Below are 20873 nucleotides of genomic sequence, written 5' to 3' on the forward strand. Positions count from 1 at the left end.
GCCTCCGTCGGCGGTGTACCGGAGCCCGGTACACCCGATCCGAAGCACCCGTGGGGCGCCGGCTCCCGTGAAAGGAAGAACCATCCGTGAGTGATCCCATCCGTCACCGGGCCGCTGTGCTCGGCCGTCCGGTCGAGCACAGTCTCTCGCCCGTCATCCACATGGCCGGATACCGGGCGATCGGACTGGATGACTGGTGCTACACCCGGATCGACTGCGGTGCGGAGGACCTGCGACGGATCGTGTCGGACGCCCCGGCGGAGTTCGCCGGTTTCTCGGTCACCATGCCCGGGAAATTCGCGGCCCTCGACGTCGCCCGGGAGGTCACACCCCGGGCCGCCGCGATCGGATCCGCGAACACCCTGGTCCGGATCGCCGGTGGCTGGCGCGCGGACAACACGGACTGCGAGGGGGTGTCGGCCGCGCTCGGGGATCTGGGAGTCCGGAACCCCGCGGCCGGGGAACGTGCCGTGCTCGTCGGAGCCGGGGGGACCGCGAGACCCGCGCTGTGGGCACTGGGCCAGTCGGGGTACCGGGCCGTGACCGTGATCAACCGGTCCGACCGCAGCGCTGAACTCGCACCGCTCGCGGAGACACTCGGGATCGAGCTCCACTGGACGGTTCCGGACCGGGACCGGGTCAGAGCGGCCGTGCGCGACGCGGCGGTGGTCATCTCGACCGTTCCCGCGGCGGCACTGGACGGGATCGAGGAGGATCTCGCACGGGTACCGGTGCTGGACGTCATCTACGATCCGTGGCCGACACCGCTGGCCCGGGCGGCAGCGGGCAACGGTGTCCCCGTGGTCGGCGGTGACGTGATGCTGGCGGGCCAGGCGTTGAGCCAGTTCGAGCAGTTCACCGGAGAACCGGCGCCCCGCGACGCGATGCGCGCGGCACTGACGGACGCACTCCGCGACCGGAGCTCCGGATCATGAACAGCGGGAGACGCCGCGGAAACAGCCCCTGGTTCGGGCATCTCCTGATCGCGCTGCTCGTTCCGGTCGGCTACCTCCTGGTGGTCTTTCTGTCCGGGTTCAATCCCCCGGAGCGACCGTTCGCGGAGCTGAGCTATCTCACGCTCGCCACGATCGCACTGGTCGTCAACGCCGTCGTCTACGCCCGTCACCTGGACAGATTCGACACGAATCGCCCGCCTACCTGGATGAACCTCACCTTCGCGTGCTATCACCTCGCCGTGCTCCCGTTGCTGATCTTCGGTGTCGTGACGTTCGTGGGTGCGATCTTCTGATCCTCCGGGTCGGTGGTCCACAGCTGCACCGCACCGCCCGCGGACCGTGGTGCCCCGGGAGATTAGATTCCCGTGGATGACTCTGCTGCCGTCGATCCCCGTCCTCGTCATCTGGGCCGGTCTCCTGGTGCGCTCCGATCTCCGTCACCGCAGGCTCCCCGACGGTCTGACCGTGCCCCCGGCGGTGTCCGCACTCCTGGTGACGTGCTGGTTCGCACCGGTTTTTCTCGTCCCCGGTCTCGCCTGGTCCCTGATCTACCTGCTCCTGGCCGGATTGACCGGTGGCGGTATCGGGGGAGGGGACATCAAACTCGCGGTGCCGCTCGGCATCCTGGCCACGGTCATCGGCGGGATCTCCGGTGGTCTCCTGGCGGCGGCGTTGTCCGGGTTGCTCACCTCGGTGGTTCTCGTCGGAACCGGGCGCAGCTCCATTCCACACGGTCCGGCCATGTTCGCGGGCACCCTCATCGTGTTGGTCTCCGCGGTTCCCGGCTCCGTGTGACCGTGACCGGGGGCGTTTCGGGGACCCTGGTGTTCCGGTGAACTGATCGCATGGAAGAATGAGCGCATGCTTCGATGGACTACAGCAGGGGAATCCCACGGTCAGGCTCTCATCGCACTGGTGGAGCACATGCCCGCGGGGGTTCCACTGACGACTGATCAGATCTCCACCCAACTCGCCCGCCGTCGACTGGGCTACGGTCGCGGGGCCCGGATGAAGTTCGAGGCCGATGAGGTGACGATGCTCACCGGCGTCCGCCACGGGCAGACGATCGGTGGTCCGGTGGCGATCATGATCGGAAACACCGAGTGGCCGAAGTGGACGACGATCATGTCCGCCGACCCGGTCGACCTCGACGACGAGGAGGTCGCACGTGCGATGGACTCCGGGCGTGGGGCGAAACTGACCCGACCCCGTCCCGGGCACGCGGACTTCGCGGGAATGCTCAAGTACGACTTCGACGAGGCACGGCCCGTTCTCGAGCGTGCCTCCGCCCGGGAGACCGCGTCCAGGGTGGCCGCTGCGACCCTGGCACGGAACTTCCTCCGCGAGACACTCGGCGTGGAGGTGCTCTCGCACGTCATCTCCATCGGTGACTCGAAGGTCGTCGACGGTGCACCTGTTCCGGCGTTCAGTGACCTCGACGCGATCGACGAATCACCGGTGCGTGCCTTCAACGCCGAGGCCGAGGAATCGATGATCGCCGAGATCGAGGCCGCCAAGAAGGCCGGCGACACCCTCGGTGGCGTCGTCGAGGTCGTGGTCCACGGGCTACCCGTCGGATTGGGGAGCCACATCTCCGGGGAGGACCGCCTCGACGCTCAGCTCGCCGCGGCTCTCATGGGGATCCAGGCCATCAAGGGCGTGGAGATCGGGGACGGATTCGCCGAGGCACGCCGCCGCGGTTCCGCCGCGCACGACGAGATGATCCGGACCGACGACGGTGTCACCCGGACCACGAACAGGGCCGGTGGGCTGGAGGGTGGAATGACCAACGGACAGACCCTCGTGGTCCGGGCCGCGATGAAACCCATCTCCACCGTTCCACGTGCGTTGAAGACCGTGGACATGACGAGCGGGGCGGCCGCCAGTGCCATCCACCAGCGCAGTGACGTCTGCGCGGTCCCGGCGGCGGGCGTCGTCGCTGAGGCGATGGTCGCGCTAGTCCTCGCCAGGGCTGTTCTCGCCAAGTTCGGGGGCGACAGCCTCGGCGAGACCTCCCGTAACATCACCAGCTACCTGTCCCGTGTCGCCGAGCGTCTGGAGTTCGATAACTGATGTCCAAACCCCGTGTCGTACTCGTCGGTCCGCCCGGCGCCGGGAAATCCACCATCGGTCGCAGACTGGCCAGTGCGCTGAATACGACGGTCATCGACACCGATCAGATGATGGAGCAGGAGCAGGGGAAACCCTGCGGTGACATCTACGCGGACCTGGGCGAGGAGTTCTTCCGTGAACTCGAGGCCCGCATCGTGGCGGAAGCCCTGGACCACAACGGGGTGGTCAGCCTGGGCGGCGGCGCGGTGGTCACACGCTCGACCAGGGAACTGCTCGACCAGCACGAGGTCATCTGGCTCGACGTGTCAGCGGAGGAGGGGGTTCGCCGCACGGCGGGCGGGAACCGTCCGGTGCTCGACGGCGACGACGCCCTCGCGCGCTACACGGAACTCCTCGACGGCCGCCGCCAGTTCTACCGTGAGGTGGCGAGCTTCCGCGCCCGAACCGACGAACGTACCCCTCAGCAGGTGGTCGCCGACGTTCTGGGCTACCTCGACTCCGAGGTCTAGGCACCCCCACCCGCAACCTCACGTATCCAGCGCGAAAGGCACCACAGTGAGCACCTCCGGATCCTTTGAATCGACCATCGCCGTCACCGGCCCCGCCCCGTACACCGTCCGGATCGGACACGGTCTGGACGGAGCGGTCGCGGAGTTCGCCGCCGGTTCGCCCGGCGCACGGAAAGCCGCCATCCTCCACCAGGAGGCTCTCAGCGCAGTGGCGGAGGGACTGACGGAGGCCCTCTCGGACGCCGGACTCGAGGTCGTCCGGCACGTCATACCGGACGCCGAGTCGGGGAAGACCCTGGAGAGCGCAGGCGAATGCTGGGACGCACTCGGCCGCGCGGGGCTCGGACGTCGGGACGTCGTCATCGGGCTGGGCGGTGGTGCGGCCACCGATCTCGCGGGTTTCATCGCCGCCACCTGGATGCGTGGCGTGGCGGTCATCCAGGTCCCGACGACGCTGCTCGCGATGGTTGACGCCGCGGTCGGCGGAAAGACGGGGATCAACACGGCCGCGGGGAAGAACCTCGTCGGCTGCTTCCATGAGCCGGCGGCGGTGTTCATCGATCTCGACCGCCTGGGAACGCTTCCCGCGGACGAGATCGTCGCCGGAAGTGCGGAGATCATAAAGACCGGGTTCATCGCGGACCCCGAGATCCTCGCCCGGTACGAGTCGGATCCGGAGGCGTGCCTGCGGGCCGACGGGCACCTGCCCGAACTCATCGCCCGGTCGGTCGCCGTGAAGGCACGGGTCGTGTCTGAGGACCTCCAGGAGGCCGGACTGCGGGAGATCCTCAACTACGGGCACACCTTCGGGCACGCCGTCGAGCTGCGTGAGCACTTCGCCTGGCGGCACGGGCGCGCCGTGGCCGTCGGCATGATGTTCATCGCCGAACTGAGCCGCGAACTGGGGCACATCGACACCGACCTGGTGGACAGGCACCGCCGCATCCTCTCATCCGTGGGGCTGCCCACCACCTACGTCCCCGGATGCTTCGACGAACTCTACGCCGGAATGACCCGGGACAAGAAGAACCGCGACGGCCACATCCGCTTCGTCGCGCTCACGGACGTCGGCTCCACGATCCGGCTGGAGGGGCCGTCGACGGACAGTCTCCGTGCCGCGTACGCCGCGATCGGTGGCTAGGATCGTCTCCATGCGCACCATAGACGTCTACAACGGTCCCAATCTCGACCGGTTGGGGAAACGCCAGCCGGAGATCTACGGTTCGACGACCCTCGGGGACGTGGAGAGGCAGCTCACCGCCCTGGCGGATGAACTCGGCGTCACGGTACGGTGCCGGCAGTCGAACTGGGAGGGGCAGTTGATCGACTGGATACACGAATCGGCCGACGCCGGAAATCCGGTCATCATCAACCCCGGAGGCTTGACCCATACCTCGGTGGCGCTGCGTGACGCACTCGCCGAGGTCGCCGACGACGCCGGTTTCATCGAGGTCCACATCTCGAACGTGCACGCCCGCGAAGCGTTCCGCGGCCACTCCTATCTCTCCCCGATCGCGCGTGGGGTGATCGCCGGACTGGGTACGGACGGATACTCCTTCGCGCTCCGGAAGCTGGCCACGTAGCCCGGTGGACGTCCCTCCGTGCCCGGAAGACGGCCGGTGCGGACCCGCCGGGGGACCGCGCCACGGTTCTCCCGCCCGGGAATCGAGGGCGCCAGCGTCCGTGGTGCGGCACCCCCGTTAACAACAGTCGCCCGCCCCTGGCGTACGGGAACGGGCACACGGGTTAACCTATGTCCAAAGAACGTCGTGTCGGTACCTGCCCCAGGTTGTCCAGCCGGGACGGCCGCCGACCCCGCAACCATGTTAGGCACGGTGACATTGTGGCTTTTTTCGCTGATACCCGATTCTCGAACCGACGGCGCGCACTCGCCGCGGAGATGGCCGGGCGACGCATCGACTCGATACTCGTCACCCATCTGACCCACGTGCGCTACCTGTCCGGGTTCTCCGGGTCGAACGGTGCGTTGCTGCTGTCGAAGGACCTCTCCGCGCGGATCGCGACGGACGGCCGCTACACCACACAGATCGCGGAGGAGGTCCCGGACATCGAGTGCCTGAAGGCGCGGGATGTCGGGGTCGAGCTCCTCCGTGAGGTAACCGGTCCGCGACGGGTCGGTTTCGAGGCCTCGCACGTCACGGTGGCGCAGCTCGACCGGCTGTCCGACGCCTGTGGTGAGGACGTCCAGCTCGTCCCCGTGACCGGTCTCATCGAGGATCTCCGGCTGACCAAGGACCAGCTCGAGCTCGAGCGTCTCACCGGCGTCGCGGAGCTCGCGTCGACGGCCCTCGCGCAGGTCCTGGACGCCGGGGAACTCGCTGTCGGACGGACGGAACGTCAGGTAGCGGCCGATCTCGAGTACCGCATGCGGATGCTCGGGGCCGAGCGCGTCAGCTTCGACACGATCGTCGCCTCCGGGCCGAACTCGGCCAAACCCCATCACGGCGCCGGTGACCGGGTCATCGAGGCCGGGGATCTCGTGACGATCGACTTCGGTGCGCACGACCGCGGATTCAACTCGGACTGCACCCGCACCTACGTCATGGGGCACACCACCGAGTTCACGGAGGAGATCTACAACCTCGTGCACCGTGCCCAGGCCGCGGGCGTGGAGGCCGCCACCCCGGGGACACCGCTGCGCGACGTGGACGCCGCCTGCCGGGACATCATCGCGGCGGCCGGTTACGGCGACTACTTCGTGCACTCGACGGGCCACGGGATCGGGCTCGACGTCCATGAACCGCCGATGGCGTCTCTCACAGGGTCGGGCGAACTCCGTGAGGGCATGACCCTGACCATCGAACCCGGGGTCTACGTCCCGGGTCGTGGCGGAGTGCGGATCGAGGACACGCTCATCATCACCGCAGGCTCGCCGGAAGTGATCACCCGCCTGCCGAAGGACCTGCGGGTGATCTGATCCGGGGCGTGATGTAAGCTGATACGCCGTACCAGTGGGAAGCCCGGATCCACCGGGTGCGTTCCCGCACCGCAACATCCGAGGGAGAGCAACGAGTGGCAACCACCGCCGACTTCAAGAACGGTCTTGTGCTCAAGATCGACAACAAGCTGCAGCAGATCGTCGAGTTCCAGCACGTCAAGCCGGGCAAGGGCCCCGCTTTCGTGCGGACCAAGCTCAAGGACGTCGTCTCGGGCAAGGTTGTGGACAAGACCTTCAACGCCGGCGTCAAGGTCGAGACGGCGACGGTCGACCGCCGCGACATGACCTACCTCTACCATGACGGCACCTCCTACGTGCTCATGGACGCCAAGACCTTCGAGCAGATCGAGGTCGGCGACCATCTCATGGGTGACGGCGCGAAGTTCCTCCTCGAGAACATGACCGTCCAGGTTTCCTTCCACGAGGGTGAGCCGCTCTTCGTGGAGCTGCCGATCGCCGTCGAGCTCAAGGTCGAGCACACCGACCCGGGCCTGCAGGGTGACCGCTCCACCGGTGGAACCAAGCCCGCGACGCTCGAGAGCGGAGCCGAGATCCAGGTCCCGCTGTTCATCGAGACCGGCAACGTCCTCAAGGTGGACACCCGCAACGGCTCCTACCTCTCCCGCGTCAACAACTGATCGCCGGGGCCGATCCAGCTGTGACTGACAAAGACAACCGAGCGGACGCCGGAAGGCGTCCGCCCCACAAGCGTCGCGGTGCCCGTTTCCGTGCGCGTCGCCGCGCCGTGGACATCCTCTTCGAGGCGGAGGCCCGCGACGTCGACCCCGTCGCGATCGTCGAGGACCGGGTGGAACTGTCCCGCCTGCCGCAGCCCGACGTCGCTCCGATCGCGGACTACACCCGGACGATCGTCGAGGGCACGGCCTACGAGCTGGACCGCGTCGATGAGACGATCTCGAGGTACCTGGTCGAGGACTGGACGTTCGGGCGGCTGCCGGCCGTCGAACGGGCGATCCTGCGGGTCGCGGTCTGGGAGCTGCTCTTCAACCCGGACGTCCCGCCCGTGGCCGCCATCGATGAGGCCGTCCGGCTCACCGGAGACTACTCCTCCGACACCGCACAGGCCTACGTCAACGCGGTGCTCGACTCGGTGGCCGGCAACCTCGACTCGCTGCGTGCCGGGGAACCGGAGCCCGAGGCGCCGGACTTCCTCGACGCCGGTGACCCGACGGATGACGAGGACGATCCCGGTTATCAGTCCGGGGGCGAGGCCGAATTCCGGGTCACGGACGCCGGTGGTGCGGTCAACCCCGTTCCGGAAGGGTCCGACACGGCCCGCTGACACCGCGAATGGTGAATTGATTCCCCGGATACCCGATGACGGGTACCGGGGAATTTCCGTTGTTGCGGCTACCATGACGACATGGCAAATTTCAGTACGGAAGACGCGAAGGAACTCCGGGTCGGGAAGGACTTCGTCATCGCGGACGTCGATCCCGGATCCACCCCGAACTTCAAGGGGGACAAGGACAAACTGAAGAAGGAGTTCTCCGAGATCGACGACGAGCTCGCGGAGCTCCAGGAGATGCTCTACGCCAACGGACGGGTGCACGGTGACGGTGCCGGGGCGGTCCTCCTCGTCCTCCAGGGCATGGACACCGCGGGCAAGGGCGGTGTGGTCCGACACGTGCTCGGGATCGTCGACCCGCAGGGCGTGGACCTGGCCGCCTTCGGGAAGCCGACCGAGGAGGAGCTCGCACACGACTTCCTCTGGCGGATCCGGAAGAAGCTGCCCCGTCCCGGACGCATCGGCGTCTTCGACCGCTCCCACTACGAGGATGTGCTCATCCACCGTGTCCACGGGCTGTCGCCGGCGGACGAGATCGAGCGACGCTACGGTGCGATCGTGGATTTCGAGCGGGAGCTCGCTGAATCCGGTGTCCGGGTCGTGAAGGTCATGCTGCATATCAGCCCAGAGTTCCAGCGGGAGAACCTCGAGGAACGACTGGAACGCGCCGACAAGCACTGGAAGTACAACCCGGGCGATGTCACCGAGCGGGGCTACTGGGAGGAGTACCAGGAGGCGTACGAGATCGCCCTGCGCCGCACGTCCACGGATTTCGCCCCCTGGTACTGCGTGCCGGGGGACGACAAACCCTACGCGCGGATGGTGGTGAAGTATCTCCTGCTGGATGCGCTCCGGTCCATGGATCTGGAGTGGCCCGAACCCGATTTCGACGTGGCGGAGGAGAAACGGCGTCTCGCGGAGAGCTGATCCTCAGGGGAGGGGACACACGGCGGGGGCCTGCAGTCGATCCGAGACGTGGTGCAGGCCGGCCTGCATCCAGCGCAGCTTCCGGTCGAGGGTCTCCGCCAGAACCGCGTCGTCGATTTCGCGGGGGCAGAAGACCAGGGCGGTCGCCTTGAGGACTATCTGGCCACGGGACGCGACGAAGTCGATGACGGGGCCGGCCGCTGACACGGTGAACTCGTTGCAGATGTGCAGGGTCATCGTCAGCAGGTTCGGGTCGTCGACGGGCAGTTCCGTCGGCCACCGACCCTCGATCCTGTACCAGGGGGAATGATCCGCGGCGGTGATGGTGCACGGTACCGGGCCACGGCGGGCGGTCCCGTGGGTCACACCGACGGCCGTCGCCTCGAGACCGGACAACACGGCGTGGAGATGCGGGGGATCGACCCCGGGTCCGTTACCGGGGGCCGCTTCCGAGGACGGGATCACGTCGAACGCGGGCTTCGCCGGTACACCTCCGGGCAGCGCCTCCTCGGCGTACCCCATGAGGGTGCGTGTTCCGTCGTACGCGTAACGGGTGAAGTCGGCGACCGTCTCCGCGCCGATGCGGTCCGCGCACATGAGTGCGGCGGATGACACGAGGACGATGTGTCCGGGGGCGATGTCGGTGTTGTAGCCGGCGGACGGGAGGTCCCGACCGTGCGTGTACCACGCCTGGACCAGATCGACGACGGCGCCGGAATTCTCCATCGTGGTGAGGCGTTTCCGCATCCCCGAGGCGATCAGGGAATCGCCGTCCGAGACCGTGAAGGTGAGGACCCACGTGTCGGTCTCGATCGTGAGGCGGTCTTCGCCGTGCTGCACGACGTGTCCGTCTGAGGTCAGGACGCGGGAGGCGGTCTCGAGGATCGGGTTCACTGGTATCGGGCCTTCGGAGGGGATCGGGGGCCGGGTGGTCAGGCGTCGGTGGGCGGCTGGTCCCGGATGCTCTCGCGGATGGAGTCGGCGATCTCGGTCAACGCGCTCTGCGCCGCGAGAACGACGTCGACGCCGGAGCGTACCGCGGCGGTGAGCTGCGGTGCGGTCATGCCTGCAGCGAGGAGGGTCTCGCTCTCGGTGCGGAGAATGAGCTGCTCGGTGCGGTCGACGACGGTCGCCTTGACGTCGAAGCTCAGGGCGTTGAACCTGTTGGCGGCGAGGAACAGCGTCGGATCACCCGCCGCCGGATCACCACCGGTCGGTACATCCGCGCGGATGAGGAGGACTCCGCCACCGATGATGGCGAAGGTCACCTGCGTGCCGTTGAGGTTGGCGCCACCGACGGTCGGTTCCTCGGCCATGGCCAGTTCGACACCGAAACCCCGCATGACCCCGCGGACATCATCGAAGGTGACGGGGCCCACCGCTGCGGTGTCTCCGGCGGACGGGTTGACGGTGTTCTCGGCGTCGTTACTCATGGTTGTGCTCCTGCCAGGTGACGAGATCGGGGAACTGCGAACCGAGCCACTCGAAGCAGTTCACGGTGAGCTCGAGGGTGGACATCGTGAACGCCCCGACCTGATTCCGGGTCGCTCCCTCAGTGGCCAGTAGGCGCCGGTGCGCGTGCACCGACAGGGTCCCGTCCGGGGATTCCGAGAAATGCAGGATCGGGGTGATCTGGGTCAGGTTCCATTCGTTGACCGCCGCGAGCATCTCCGGGGCGCGCTCCCGGGCGGGGGCGCCCCGCCACACGGCATCCGCGAGGATCTTGTCCTCGCGGATGAAGAATGCGAAGGCGGCGTTGGGGAAGCCGGTGCGGAGGATGTCGGGCGAGTCCTCGTCCCACAGCCATTTCAGGTCCTGGGAGTCCAGGATCTCGGAGACCCGGTCCAGATTGACCGGGGTGGGGACGTTCTCATTGTCGTCAATGTCGTCATTGTCGGTCACGGTGGCGCAGAGCTCCTCGTGTCACTGAATGGGGGCGGCGTGAGGACACCGCACGTGTCTGGCCAATGATACCGGGGATGAGGGCCCTGCCGCTCACACGGTCCGACCGGACACCGGGTCGGGTCACGGGGTGGTCCCCGTGGAACCGAGAAGTTCCTCGCCACCGAGCTCGTGGGCGAGCGCGACGTCGATCGTCGGATGCCGGAATGTGTGTTCCAGCGATTCGAGGATCGTGGGGGCGACCCGTTGGTTGGCGAGGGCGATCTGCTCGGCCCCCTCACTGCCGAGGAGGAGCTTCGGTCCGAGGGTCGGTATCTGGAGGAACGCCGGTCGGTTGAGCTCGCTGGCGAGCGCCTCGGTCATCTCCGCGTTGCGGACGGGGTTGGGGGCCGTGGCGTTGATCGGGCCGCTGAGCGCGGGGTCGACGATCGCGCGGCAGTAGATGTCCGTGAGGTCGTCGATCGAGATCCAGCTGAACCAGATCGACCCGTCACCGAACTTTCCACCGAGCCCCGCCGAGAACAGCATCTTCAGCAGGGGGAGCACCCCGCCCGTGCCGGCGAGCACGATGCCGGTCCGGATGTTGACGACCCGTTTCCCGGCGTCGGTGGCGGGTTGGCACGCCCGCTCCCAGTCCCGGCACACCTCGGCGAGGAATCCTTCTCCCGGAGCGGACACGTCGGTGAGGATCTCGTCGCCGCGGTCGTGGCCGTAGAAACCGATGGCCGAGGCGCAGATCATCGTGCGGCAGCCGGGGGAGGCGGCGACGAGTTCGGCGAGGTACCGCGTCGGCGCCGTCCTCGACTCCCGGATCGAGCGCTTGTGGCCCTCGGTGAATCGGCCGAGCAACGGTTCGCCCGCGAGGTGGACGAGGACGTCGACCCCACTCAGCAGATCGGGGTCGGGATCGGAGGGATTCCACGCGCGCGTGTCCTCCCGATCGTCCACGTTTCCCCGCCGGAGCCTGATGACGGTGTGCCCTGCGGTGCCGAGCTGTGCGCACAGGGCGCGGCCGACGGTACCTCCGGAGCCGGTGACCGCGATGGTCAGCCGACGGGGATTTCCGTCGTCGTCCCGCAGTTCCCCGGGGGTGTGGGCGGACAATCGCGCCAGGAACTTCAGGTCCTCGAACAACTGGTGCTGGCGGTAGGCGAACAATCCGGTCAACGTGGATCCGGGGACACGGGTGGTGACCTCGTCCGTGATGACGGTCCCGCCGGGCGCGTCGGCGAAGGTGTGCACGTGCCGCCAGTTGGCCAGGGCCCTGAGTGGCGCCGACACGCAGACATCCGTGAACCGGTGGCCCCGGCGGTACCCCGAGAGGTCGTGCCGGGCGACCCACTTGAGGCCGGCGGGGAGGCTGAACACGGTCGTTCCGTCGGAGAGACGGCTGGCCTCCCGGACCGGGGTCATGGGGGCGAACGGGGGAGACAGGCGCACGACCGCTCCGGTACGCGTGTGCCAGTCCCAGACGTCCTCCCTGTCGAAGGGCACGAAGTGGCTGGTCGTCAGGCTCATGCTGGCGCTCCCGTCGTCAGTTCCACCGCCGGATGGGTGGTTCCGGCGGAGAAGCGTTTCCCGTCGGTTCCGGTGGTGCTAGGGTGATCATCGTAGTTCAAGCATAGGCATCCTTTAAGGAACCGCACCGTGAGGCGGGAAAGGAGGTCACGATGAGCGGACACGATCAACCGGTGAAGACGGAGCTGCTGTCAGCGGACGATGTCAACCGGACGGTCGCGCGCATCGCGCACCAGATCATTGAGAAGACGGCCCTGGACTCTGCGGAGTCGGGTCGCGTCATTCTGTTGGGGATCCCCTCCGGGGGAGTGCCCCTCGCACGGCGGCTGAAGAGCAGGATCGCGGAGTTTTCGGGGGTGGACATCTCCTGCGGTTCGCTGGACATCACGCTCTACCGGGACGACCTGCGTTCGCGCGGGCACCGGGCGCTGCAGCCCACCGACGTGCCCGCCGGGGGAATCGACGGTGCGACCGTCATCCTCGTCGACGACGTCCTCTACTCCGGACGCACCATCCGCGCCGCACTCGACGCCCTGCGCGACCTGGGGCGGCCCGACGTCATCCAGTTGGCGGTCCTGGTGGATCGCGGTCACCGGCAGCTGCCCATCCGCGCCGACTACGTCGGGAAGAACATCCCGACCTCCCGTTCCGAGGACGTCGACGTCCTGCTCGAAGACATCGACGGCCGGGACGCCGTCGTACTGACCCGCCCCGACGGGGCGTGAGGGATACCCCATGAAGCATCTGCTCAGTATCAAGGACCTCGACCGTGACCAGATCATCGGTCTGATGGATGAGGCCGACCGGTTCCGGGAGGCACTCGAGGGGCGTGAGGTGAAGAAGCTCCCGACGCTCCGCGGCCGGACCATCTTCACCGTCTTCTACGAGAATTCGACCCGCACCCGTTCGTCGTTCGAGACCGCGGGCAAATGGATGAGCGCGGACGTCATCAACATCTCCGCCTCATCGTCCTCGGTGAAGAAGGGGGAATCGCTGAAGGACACGGGGCTGACCCTGAAGGCCGTCGGCGCCGACGCACTCATCATCCGGCATCCGTCCTCGGGCGCCGCGCAGCAGCTCGCGCAGTGGGTCGCGCCCGGTGGTGACGGGCCGAGCGTCATCAACGCCGGCGACGGCGCTCACCAGCACCCCACACAGGCGCTCCTCGACGCCGTCACCATGCGCCAGCGGCTCGGCTCCGTCGAGGGACGGAAGGTCGTCCTGGTCGGCGACTGCCTGCATTCCCGGGTCGTGCGCTCCAACGTCGACCTGCTGTCGACCCTCGGCGCGGAGGTCGTGCTCGTCGCGCCGCCGACGCTCCTGCCCACCGGTGTGGAGAACTGGCCCGTGCGCACCGCGTGGTCCATGGACGACGAGATCGTCGACGCAGACGTGGTGATGATGCTCCGCGTCCAGCAGGAACGCATGCTCGGCGGTTTCTTCCCCTCGCACAGGGAGTACGCGAACCGGTACGGGCTGTCGAAGGACCGGCTCGCCCGGCTGAAGAAGGACTGCATCGTCATGCACCCCGGCCCGATGCTGCGCGGCATGGAGATCAACTACAGCGTCGCCGACGCGCCGCAGACAGCTGTGCTGCAGCAGGTGTCCAACGGCGTCCACCTCCGGATGGCCGTCCTGTTCACCCTCCTGGCCGGCTGATGGCCCGCCCCACCCCGAACCCTTCTCAGACATTCCCAGGACACGTGATTCCCATGACTGCACCACATCCCTCCGACTGGCCCGCGACCGGCATTCTCGCTCCTGCGGAGCCGGGCACCCTCCTCATCACCGACGTCCGCCCCTACGGTGAGGGCGATCCGGTCAACGTACTGGTCACCGACGGCGTGATCACCTCACTCGACGCCGCATCCGACACCGCCGCCGACCGTCGCGTCGACGGTGCCGGCGGCGTGCTCCTGCCCGGCCTCGTCGACATGCACGTGCATCTGCGGGAACCCGGTCGCGAGGACACCGAGACGATCGCGACCGGCTCCGCCGCGGCGGCGAAGGGCGGGTTCACGGCCGTCTTCACCATGGCGAACACGACCCCGGTGACCGACCAGCCGATCATCGCCGAGTCGGTCTGGTTCAAGGGCCAGAACACCGGACTGTGTGACGTCCATCCGGTCGGCTCCATCACCAAGGGGCTTTCGGGTAAGGAGATCACCGAGTTCGGCATGATGGCCGACTCCGCGGCAAAGGTCCGGATGTTCTCCGACGACGGTGTGTGCGTCTCCGATCCGCTGATCATGCGCCGGGCCCTCGAGTACGCCCGCGGCACCGAAGTGCTGCTGGCCCAGCACTGCGAGGATCCCCGTCTGACGCTGGGAGCCGTGGCCCACGAGGGGGAGGTCGCCGCCGAGCTCGGACTCCGGGGCTGGCCCCGTGCCGCCGAGGAATCCATCGTGATCCGGGACGCACTGCTCGCCCGCGACTACGGTGGTCGGGTGCACATCTGCCACGCGTCGACCGCGGGCACGGTCGAGCTGCTCACCTGGGCCCGCGAGCACGACATTCCGCTGACCTCCGAGGTCACGCCGCATCATCTTCTGCTGACCGATGAGCTCCTCACCTCCTACGACGGGCGGTACCGAGTGAACCCACCGCTGCGCGAGGACAGCGACACCCACGTCCTGCGGCAGGCCCTCCTCGACGGGATCATCGACTGTGTGTCCACCGACCACGCCCCCCACGGCTCCGAGGAGAAGTGCTGCGAGTTCGAGAACGCTCGACCGGGCATGCTCGGCCTCGAGACCTCGCTGGCCATCATCGCCCAGCTGTTCGTGGAGACCGGCCTCGCGGACTGGCGTTGGGTGGCGAAGGTGATGAGCGAGCGCCCGGCGGAGATCACCCGGCTCCCGGGCCACGGTCGACCGATCGCCGAGGGTGAACCCGCCAACCTGTGCGTCATCGATCCCGATTCCCGGTGGACCGCACGAGGTGCCGAGATGGCGTCGAAGGCGGAGAACACCCCCTATGAGGGGCGGGAGTTCTCCACGCGGGTCCGCGCGACCATCCTCCGGGGTCGGGTCACCTGCGAAGACGGCGTCGCGGCCGCGCCCCGGAACTGAGCCCGGCGCGACCGACGAAGAGATTGAATAGAATACAGCCCAATGAATAAAACTGATTCTCATCCCAGACCCCCGAAAGGCGGCCCCGTGAGCGACTCCGTCGACACCAAGCGGACCGACATCCCAGCAGTTCTCGTCCTCGCCGACGGCCGAACCTACCGCGGCTTCGGTTTCGGTGCCACCGGCACCACCCTCGGTGAAGCGGTGTTCACCACCGGCATGACCGGGTACCAGGAGACGATGACCGATCCGTCCTACCACCGTCAGATCGTCGTCGCGACCGCCCCCCAGATCGGCAACACCGGGTGGAACGACGAGGACGGAGAATCCCGTGGTGACCGGATCTGGGTCGCGGGCCTCGTCGTCCGGGATCTCGCCCACCGCGTCTCCAACTGGCGTGCCGAACGGACCCTCGCCGAAGAGATGGAGAAACAGGGGATCGTCGGCATCCGTGGTGTGGACACCCGCGCACTCGTCCGGCACCTCCGGAACCACGGATCCATGTCCGCGGGCGTATTCAGCGGAGCCGACGCTCAGCGGGACACCGACGAACTCGTCCGGATCGTGAATGAGCAGCCCGCCATGGCCGGCGCGGACCTCGCGTGCGAGGTCAGCTGCACCGAGCCCTACACCGTCGAACCCGACGGCGAGCACCGCTTCACCGTCGTCGCCTTCGACATGGGCATCAAGACCAACACCCCGCGCAACTTCGCCGCCCGCGGTATCCGCACCGTCGTCGTCCCCGCGGGAACCGACTTCGACACCATCTCCTCCTACTCGCCGGACGGTGTGTTCGTCTCCAACGGGCCCGGGGACCCGGCCACCGCGGACGACATGGTCGCCGCGGTCCGCGACGTCCTGGCCGCGAAGATCCCGTTCTTCGGGATCTGCTTCGGTAACCAGATCCTCGGCCGCGCCCTCGGGATGGAGACCTACAAGCTCAAGTTCGGCCACCGCGGCATCAACGTCCCGGTGCTCGACCACTCCACCGGCACCGTCGAGATCACCGCCCAGAACCACGGCTTCGCGCTCAAAGGCGAGGCCGGTGTCGAGTTCGACACCGACTTCGGGCCCGCGAAGGTCACCCACACCTGCCTCAACGACGATGTCGTCGAGGGCGTCGCACTCACCAACGGACTGGCGTACTCCGTGCAGTACCACCCGGAGGCCGCGGCCGGCCCCCACGACGCCAACCCACTGTTCGACCGTTTCGTCGAGCTCATGTCCACCCGCAGCACCCCGACGGAAGGTTAAGAACCCATGCCCAAACGTAGTGACATCAACCACGTCCTGGTCATCGGCTCCGGGCCGATCGTCATCGGACAGGCCTGCGAGTTCGACTACTCAGGCACCCAGGCCTGCCGCGTCCTGAAGGAGGAGGGGCTGCGGGTCACCCTCATCAACTCCAACCCGGCGACGATCATGACCGATCCCGAGTTCGCCGACCACACCTACGTCGAGCCGATCCGGCCCGAGTACATCGAGAAGATCTTCGAGGCGGAACGCACCGCCGGCCACCCCGTCGACGCCGTCCTCGCGACCCTCGGCGGGCAGACCGCGCTGAATGCCGCCATCGCCCTCGACCGCCGCGGCAGCCTGAAGAAGTACGACGTCGAACTGATCGGCGCGGACATCGACGCGATCGAACGCGGCGAGGACCGGCAGAAGTTCAAGGACATCGTCGAGCGCATCGGCGGCGAATCCGCCCGTTCGCGGGTCTGCCACAACATGGACGAGGTCCGGGAGACCGTCGCCGAACTCGGCCTGCCCGTCGTCGTCCGGCCGTCGTTCACCATGGGCGGCCTCGGCAGCGGCCTCGCCTACACGGACGAGGACCTCGAACGGATCGCCGGTGGGGGACTGGCCGCCAGCCCCGAGGCGAACGTCCTCATCGAGGAGTCCATCCTCGGTTGGAAGGAGTTCGAGCTCGAGCTCATGCGTGACGCCAACGACAACTGCGTCGTCGTCTGTTCCATCGAGAACGTCGACGCCCTCGGCGTCCACACCGGCGACTCCGTCACCGTCGCGCCCTCCATGACGCTGACGGACCGTGAGTTCCAGATCATGCGCGACCAGGGCTTCGCGATCCTCCGCGAGGTCGGCGTCGACACCGGCGGCTGCAACATCCAGTTCGCGATCAACCCCGACGACGGCCGCCTGATCACCATCGAGATGAACCCCCGCGTCTCCCGCTCCTCGGCGCTGGCGTCCAAGGCGACCGGTTTCCCGATCGCCAAGATCGCCGCCAAGCTCGCCATCGGCTACACGCTCGACGAGATCACCAACGACATCACCGGCGTCACCCCGGCCGCCTTCGAACCGACCCTCGACTACGTCGTCGTCAAGGCGCCCCGCTTCGCCTTCGAGAAGTTCCCCGGGGCCGACGACACCCTCACCACGACCATGAAGTCCGTCGGTGAGGCGATGTCCCTGGGCCGCAACTACATCGCCGCCCTCGGCAAGGTCATGCGCTCCCTGGAGACCAAGCAGACCGGATTCTGGACGAAACCCGACGAGTTCTTCGCCGGCGACAGGGCCACCGACGTCGACGCGGTTCTGGCCGATCTGAAGCGCCCGACCGAGGGCCGGATCTACGACGCGGAGCTCGCGCTCCGTCTCGGCGCCACGGTCGAGCAGGTCCACGAGGCCAGCGGCATCGACCCCTGGTTCCTCGGCGAACTGCAGGCGCTCGTCGACTTCCGTTCCACCCTCGAGGACGCACCGGTGCTCACCGAGGAGCTGCTGCGCACCGCGAAATGGTACGGACTGTCCGACCTGCAGATCGCGGCACTGCGCCCGGAGCTCGCCGGCGAGGACGGGGTCCGCCGCCTGCGCTGGTCCCTCGGCGTCCGGCCCGTATTCAAGACCGTCGACACCTGCGCCGCCGAGTTCGAGGCGAAGACCCCGTACCACTACTCGGCCTACGAGCTCGACCCGGCGGCGGAATCCGAGGTCGCGCCCCAGACCGAACGGGAGAAGGTCATCATCCTCGGCTCCGGCCCGAACCGGATCGGCCAGGGCATCGAGTTCGACTACTCCTGTGTGCACGCCGCGCTGGAGCTCTCCCGCGTCGGATACGAGACGGTCATGGTGAACTGCAACCCGGAGACCGTCTCCACCGACTACGACACCGCCGATCGCCTCTACTTCGAGCCGCTGACGTTCGAGGATGTCATGGAGGTCTACCACGCCGAGACACAGTCCGGCACCGTCGCGGGCGTCATCGTGCAGCTCGGTGGCCAGACTCCGCTGGGCCTGGCGGAGAAGCTGCGCGACGCCGGTGTCCCGGTCGTCGGCACCAGCCCCGAGGCCATCGATCTCGCCGAGGACCGCGGCGAGTTCGGTGAGGTCCTGCGCAAGGCGGAGCTCCCGGCCCCGGCCTTCGGCACCGCCACCTCCTTCCGGGAGGCCCGCGCCGTGGCCGAGGAGATCGGCTACCCGGTTCTCGTCCGCCCGAGCTACGTGCTCGGTGGACGCGGAATGGAGATCGTCTACGACGAGCAGTCGCTGTCCGACTACATCGACCGCGCCACCGAGATCACCGCCGATCATCCGGTGCTCGTCGACCGGTTCCTGGACAACGCCATCGAGATCGACGTCGACGCCCTCTGCGACGGCGACGAGGTCTATCTCGCCGGCGTGATGGAGCACATCGAGGAGGCCGGCATCCACTCCGGCGACTCCGCGTGTGCGCTGCCGCCCATGACGCTCGGACCGGAGGACATCGCCAAGGTCCGAGAGTCCACGGTCAAGCTGGCGCACGGGATCGGTGTCCGGGGCCTGATGAACGTCCAGTACGCCCTGAAGGACGACATCCTCTACGTCATCGAGGCCAACCCCCGCGCCTCCCGTACCGTTCCGTTCGTGTCCAAGGCCACGGGCGTCCCGCTGGCGAAGGCGGCCGCCCGTATCTCCCTCGGCGCGACACTGGCCGAGCTCAGGCAGGAAGGCATGATCCCGACCAGTCACGACGGCGGTTCACTGCCGCTCGATGCACCCATCGCGGTCAAGGAGGCGGTCCTGCCGTTCAACAGGTTCCGCCGGGCGGACGGATCCCTGCTCGACAGCCTGCTGTCCCCGGAGATGAAGTCCACCGGTGAGGTCATGGGCCTGGCGGACAACTTCGGAGCCGCCTACGCCAAGGCCGAGGACGGTGCCTACGGGGGCCTGCCGACCGAGGGCACGGTCTTCGTGTCCGTCGCCAACCGGGACAAGCGGACCCTGATCTTCCCGATCCAGCGGCTGGCCACCCTCGGATTCAGGATTCTGGCCACCTCCGGCACGGCGCAGATGCTGCGCCGCAACGGGATCGAGTGTGAGGTGGTGTACAAGCACTCCGACGTCAGGGAGGGCGACGACAGGATCTCCGTGGTCGACCGGATCCTGGGCGGGGACATCGACCTCATCCTCAACACGCCCGCCGGATCCGCCGGCGCGCGGCACGACGGCTACGACATCCGTTCCTCCGCGGTCTCGGTCGGTGTGCCGCTGGTGACCACCGTCCAGGGCGTCACCGCGGCCGTCCAGGGAATTGAGGCCATGCGTTCCGGTGAACTCACCGTGCGTGCGCTCCAGCAGCTCGACCACGCAGTCGACATGGTCAGGGAGAAGGAATGAGCGACACCGTGACCCCGTCCTTCGGGGACCGGCTCGCCGCGGCCGGTGCGGCCCGGGGTCGGCTGTGCGTCGGCATCGACCCGCACCCGGGTCTGCTCCGTGACTGGGGGCTGACGACGGACGCCACCGGACTGGCCGACTTCGCCCGGATCTGCGTGGACGCCTTCGCGGACACCGCCGCCCTCGTGAAGCCGCAGGTCGCCTTCTTCGAGCGGTACGGCAGTGCGGGCTACGCGGTTCTGGAGGAGACGATCCGCTCGCTGCGGGAAGCCGGGTGTCTGGTACTCGCGGACGCGAAGCGGGGAGACATCGGTTCCACCATGGCCGCCTACGCGGGTGCCTGGCTCGACGACGACTCGCCGCTCGCCGTGGACGCCGTGACCGTCTCCCCGTACCTCGGGTTCGGTTCCCTGGACCCGGCCGTGTCCCTGGCCGTTGAGAAGGGGAGGGGCGTGTTCGTGCTCGCCGCGACCTCGAACCCGGAGGGCCCCGAGGTGCAGCGTGCGGGTAGGGCCGACGGTACGTCGGTCGCGCAGTACGTCGTCGATTCCTGCGCCGCCCACAACGCCCCCTTCGTCGCCCGCGGAGGTTTCGGCCCCTGCGGGGTCGTGGTCGGTGCGACCGTGACCGACGCCCCGGCCCTGGCCGAGCTCGGTGGGCCGGTCCTCCTGCCCGGGGTCGGCGCCCAGGGTGCCGGACCCGACGATGTGGACCTACTCACCCGTGGTGTCGGGACGTTGGCTTTCGCCAGCGTCTCCCGTGGCATTCTGCGTGCGGGGCCGAACATCGGTGACCTGCGGAAAGCCTGTGTGGAGCAGGCAGGGGCATTCGGCGGCTGACGCTCCGTCGGGTGGTGGGGAAACCACTGTTCAGCGCGAATTCGGCGGCCCGCGGCAACGGCCTTTCCCGCCCCGACCTTTGACTTTGCGTCACTAGTGTTAGACTGTTCCAAGTTCGCTGGCTGACACCGATGAGATTAGCGTTGTCGGAGCCGGCGGGAACTGGTAGAACCGGACCCCGCGACTACCCAAT

General features: G+C 67.8%; 21 protein-coding genes. 17 read left to right on the forward strand and 4 right to left on the reverse strand.

Translation table 11 applies throughout. The annotated features are described in order from the left end of the window. Positions 1–86 precede the first annotated feature (86 nt). The 11 genes from KRX55_RS06880 to KRX55_RS06930 all read left to right on the forward strand — a co-directional run bounded on the left by KRX55_RS06880 (position 87) and on the right by KRX55_RS06930 (position 8733). Positions 87–935 (forward strand): shikimate dehydrogenase, encoded by an 849-nt coding sequence (locus KRX55_RS06880; protein WP_218407027.1) that lies wholly within the window; start codon positions 87–89, stop codon positions 933–935. Then, entirely contained in the window at positions 932–1249 is a 318-nt protein-coding gene (locus tag KRX55_RS06885; protein ID WP_218407028.1) for a hypothetical protein, read from the forward strand. The genes KRX55_RS06880 and KRX55_RS06885 overlap by 4 nt, the downstream gene beginning before the upstream one ends. Before the next feature lie 76 nt (positions 1250–1325). Beyond that, the gene (locus KRX55_RS06890; RefSeq protein WP_200257679.1) at positions 1326–1751 is read left to right on the forward strand and encodes a prepilin peptidase; all 426 of its coding nucleotides are present in this window, start codon (positions 1326–1328) and stop codon (positions 1749–1751) included. Positions 1752–1817: 66 nt separating this feature from the next. Next, the gene (aroC, locus tag KRX55_RS06895) at positions 1818–3029 is read left to right on the forward strand and encodes a chorismate synthase (protein ID WP_218407029.1); all 1212 of its coding nucleotides are present in this window, start codon (positions 1818–1820) and stop codon (positions 3027–3029) included. Continuing rightward, positions 3029–3538 (forward strand): shikimate kinase, encoded by a 510-nt coding sequence (locus tag KRX55_RS06900; RefSeq protein ID WP_218407030.1) that lies wholly within the window; start codon positions 3029–3031, stop codon positions 3536–3538. Before aroC ends, KRX55_RS06900 begins: the two co-directional genes overlap by 1 nt. Before the next feature lie 46 nt (positions 3539–3584). After that, a complete protein-coding gene (gene aroB / locus KRX55_RS06905) occupies positions 3585–4679 on the forward strand; it encodes a 3-dehydroquinate synthase (RefSeq protein ID WP_218407031.1) in 1095 nt (364 codons plus the stop codon). 10 nt (positions 4680–4689) lie between these two features. Then, complete coding sequence (aroQ, locus tag KRX55_RS06910; RefSeq protein WP_218407032.1) at positions 4690–5121, forward strand: type II 3-dehydroquinate dehydratase; 432 nt, start codon at positions 4690–4692, stop codon at positions 5119–5121. Between the two features lie 260 nt (positions 5122–5381). After that, on the forward strand, positions 5382–6476 hold the full coding sequence (locus KRX55_RS06915; protein ID WP_370625775.1) for a M24 family metallopeptidase: 1095 nt from the start codon (positions 5382–5384) through the stop codon (positions 6474–6476). Between the two features lie 95 nt (positions 6477–6571). Then, positions 6572–7135 carry an elongation factor P gene (gene efp, locus KRX55_RS06920; protein WP_198735991.1) on the forward strand — a complete coding sequence of 188 codons (564 nt, stop codon included), beginning with the start codon at positions 6572–6574 and terminating at the stop codon, positions 7133–7135. 20 nt (positions 7136–7155) lie between these two features. After that, positions 7156–7800, forward strand: a complete 645-nt coding sequence (gene nusB / locus KRX55_RS06925) for a transcription antitermination factor NusB (RefSeq protein WP_370625776.1) — start codon at positions 7156–7158, stop codon at positions 7798–7800. Positions 7801–7881: 81 nt separating this feature from the next. After that, positions 7882–8733, forward strand: a complete 852-nt coding sequence (locus KRX55_RS06930; RefSeq protein ID WP_218407034.1) for a PPK2 family polyphosphate kinase — start codon at positions 7882–7884, stop codon at positions 8731–8733. A 3-nt stretch (positions 8734–8736) separates the two neighbouring features. Here the strand turns inward: KRX55_RS06930 and KRX55_RS06935 are convergent, their stop codons facing one another. From KRX55_RS06935 to KRX55_RS06950, 4 genes are all read right to left on the reverse strand, one after another. Then, on the reverse strand, positions 8737–9627 hold the full coding sequence (locus KRX55_RS06935; protein ID WP_218407035.1) for a hypothetical protein: 891 nt from the start codon (positions 9625–9627) through the stop codon (positions 8737–8739). 38 nt (positions 9628–9665) lie between these two features. Then, the gene (locus tag KRX55_RS06940; protein ID WP_218407036.1) at positions 9666–10166 is read right to left on the reverse strand and encodes a YbjN domain-containing protein; all 501 of its coding nucleotides are present in this window, start codon (positions 10164–10166) and stop codon (positions 9666–9668) included. Beyond that, positions 10159–10635 (reverse strand): YbjN domain-containing protein, encoded by a 477-nt coding sequence (locus tag KRX55_RS06945; protein ID WP_218407037.1) that lies wholly within the window; start codon positions 10633–10635, stop codon positions 10159–10161. Before KRX55_RS06945 ends, KRX55_RS06940 begins: the two co-directional genes overlap by 8 nt. A gap of 123 nt (positions 10636–10758) precedes the next feature. Continuing rightward, the gene (locus KRX55_RS06950) at positions 10759–12153 is read right to left on the reverse strand and encodes a TIGR01777 family oxidoreductase (RefSeq protein ID WP_218407038.1); all 1395 of its coding nucleotides are present in this window, start codon (positions 12151–12153) and stop codon (positions 10759–10761) included. 152 nt (positions 12154–12305) lie between these two features. On the opposite strand from KRX55_RS06950, the gene pyrR reads away from it, so the two are divergent. The 6 genes from pyrR to pyrF all read left to right on the forward strand — a co-directional run bounded on the left by pyrR (position 12306) and on the right by pyrF (position 20680). Further along, a complete protein-coding gene (pyrR, locus tag KRX55_RS06955; RefSeq protein ID WP_218407039.1) occupies positions 12306–12878 on the forward strand; it encodes a bifunctional pyr operon transcriptional regulator/uracil phosphoribosyltransferase PyrR in 573 nt (190 codons plus the stop codon). Between the two features lie 10 nt (positions 12879–12888). Further along, on the forward strand, positions 12889–13812 hold the full coding sequence (locus KRX55_RS06960; RefSeq protein WP_218407040.1) for an aspartate carbamoyltransferase catalytic subunit: 924 nt from the start codon (positions 12889–12891) through the stop codon (positions 13810–13812). 53 nt (positions 13813–13865) lie between these two features. Next, on the forward strand, positions 13866–15224 hold the full coding sequence (locus tag KRX55_RS06965; protein WP_218407041.1) for a dihydroorotase: 1359 nt from the start codon (positions 13866–13868) through the stop codon (positions 15222–15224). A gap of 87 nt (positions 15225–15311) precedes the next feature. Then, positions 15312–16478: a glutamine-hydrolyzing carbamoyl-phosphate synthase small subunit gene (carA, locus tag KRX55_RS06970; protein WP_370625777.1), complete on the forward strand. Its 1167-nt coding sequence runs from the start codon at positions 15312–15314 to the stop codon at positions 16476–16478. A gap of 6 nt (positions 16479–16484) precedes the next feature. Beyond that, positions 16485–19841, forward strand: a complete 3357-nt coding sequence (carB, locus tag KRX55_RS06975) for a carbamoyl-phosphate synthase large subunit (protein WP_218407043.1) — start codon at positions 16485–16487, stop codon at positions 19839–19841. An 8-nt stretch (positions 19842–19849) separates the two neighbouring features. Beyond that, entirely contained in the window at positions 19850–20680 is an 831-nt protein-coding gene (pyrF, locus tag KRX55_RS06980) for an orotidine-5'-phosphate decarboxylase (protein ID WP_218407100.1), read from the forward strand. The last annotated feature ends 193 nt before the right edge of the window (positions 20681–20873 follow it).

Origin of the sequence: Corynebacterium sp. TAE3-ERU16 (assembly GCF_019209935.1) — a bacterium.
GTDB classification, from domain to species: domain Bacteria; phylum Actinomycetota; class Actinomycetes; order Mycobacteriales; family Mycobacteriaceae; genus Corynebacterium; species Corynebacterium antarcticum.

Coding starts and splice junctions, on each gene's coding strand:
- KRX55_RS06940 (WP_218407036.1), bottom strand. CDS start 10,166: ATGAGTAACGACGCCGAGAACACCGTCAACCCGTCCGCCGGAGACACC.
- pyrR (WP_218407039.1), top strand. CDS start 12,306: ATGAGCGGACACGATCAACCGGTGAAGACGGAGCTGCTGTCAGCGGAC.
- carB (WP_218407043.1), top strand. CDS start 16,485: ATGCCCAAACGTAGTGACATCAACCACGTCCTGGTCATCGGCTCCGGG.
- KRX55_RS06890 (WP_200257679.1), top strand. CDS start 1,326: ATGACTCTGCTGCCGTCGATCCCCGTCCTCGTCATCTGGGCCGGTCTC.
- KRX55_RS06885 (WP_218407028.1), top strand. CDS start 932: ATGAACAGCGGGAGACGCCGCGGAAACAGCCCCTGGTTCGGGCATCTC.
- aroQ (WP_218407032.1), top strand. CDS start 4,690: ATGCGCACCATAGACGTCTACAACGGTCCCAATCTCGACCGGTTGGGG.
- KRX55_RS06900 (WP_218407030.1), top strand. CDS start 3,029: ATGTCCAAACCCCGTGTCGTACTCGTCGGTCCGCCCGGCGCCGGGAAA.
- KRX55_RS06950 (WP_218407038.1), bottom strand. CDS start 12,153: ATGAGCCTGACGACCAGCCACTTCGTGCCCTTCGACAGGGAGGACGTC.
- KRX55_RS06965 (WP_218407041.1), top strand. CDS start 13,866: ATGACTGCACCACATCCCTCCGACTGGCCCGCGACCGGCATTCTCGCT.
- aroC (WP_218407029.1), top strand. CDS start 1,818: ATGCTTCGATGGACTACAGCAGGGGAATCCCACGGTCAGGCTCTCATC.
- KRX55_RS06930 (WP_218407034.1), top strand. CDS start 7,882: ATGGCAAATTTCAGTACGGAAGACGCGAAGGAACTCCGGGTCGGGAAG.
- KRX55_RS06960 (WP_218407040.1), top strand. CDS start 12,889: ATGAAGCATCTGCTCAGTATCAAGGACCTCGACCGTGACCAGATCATC.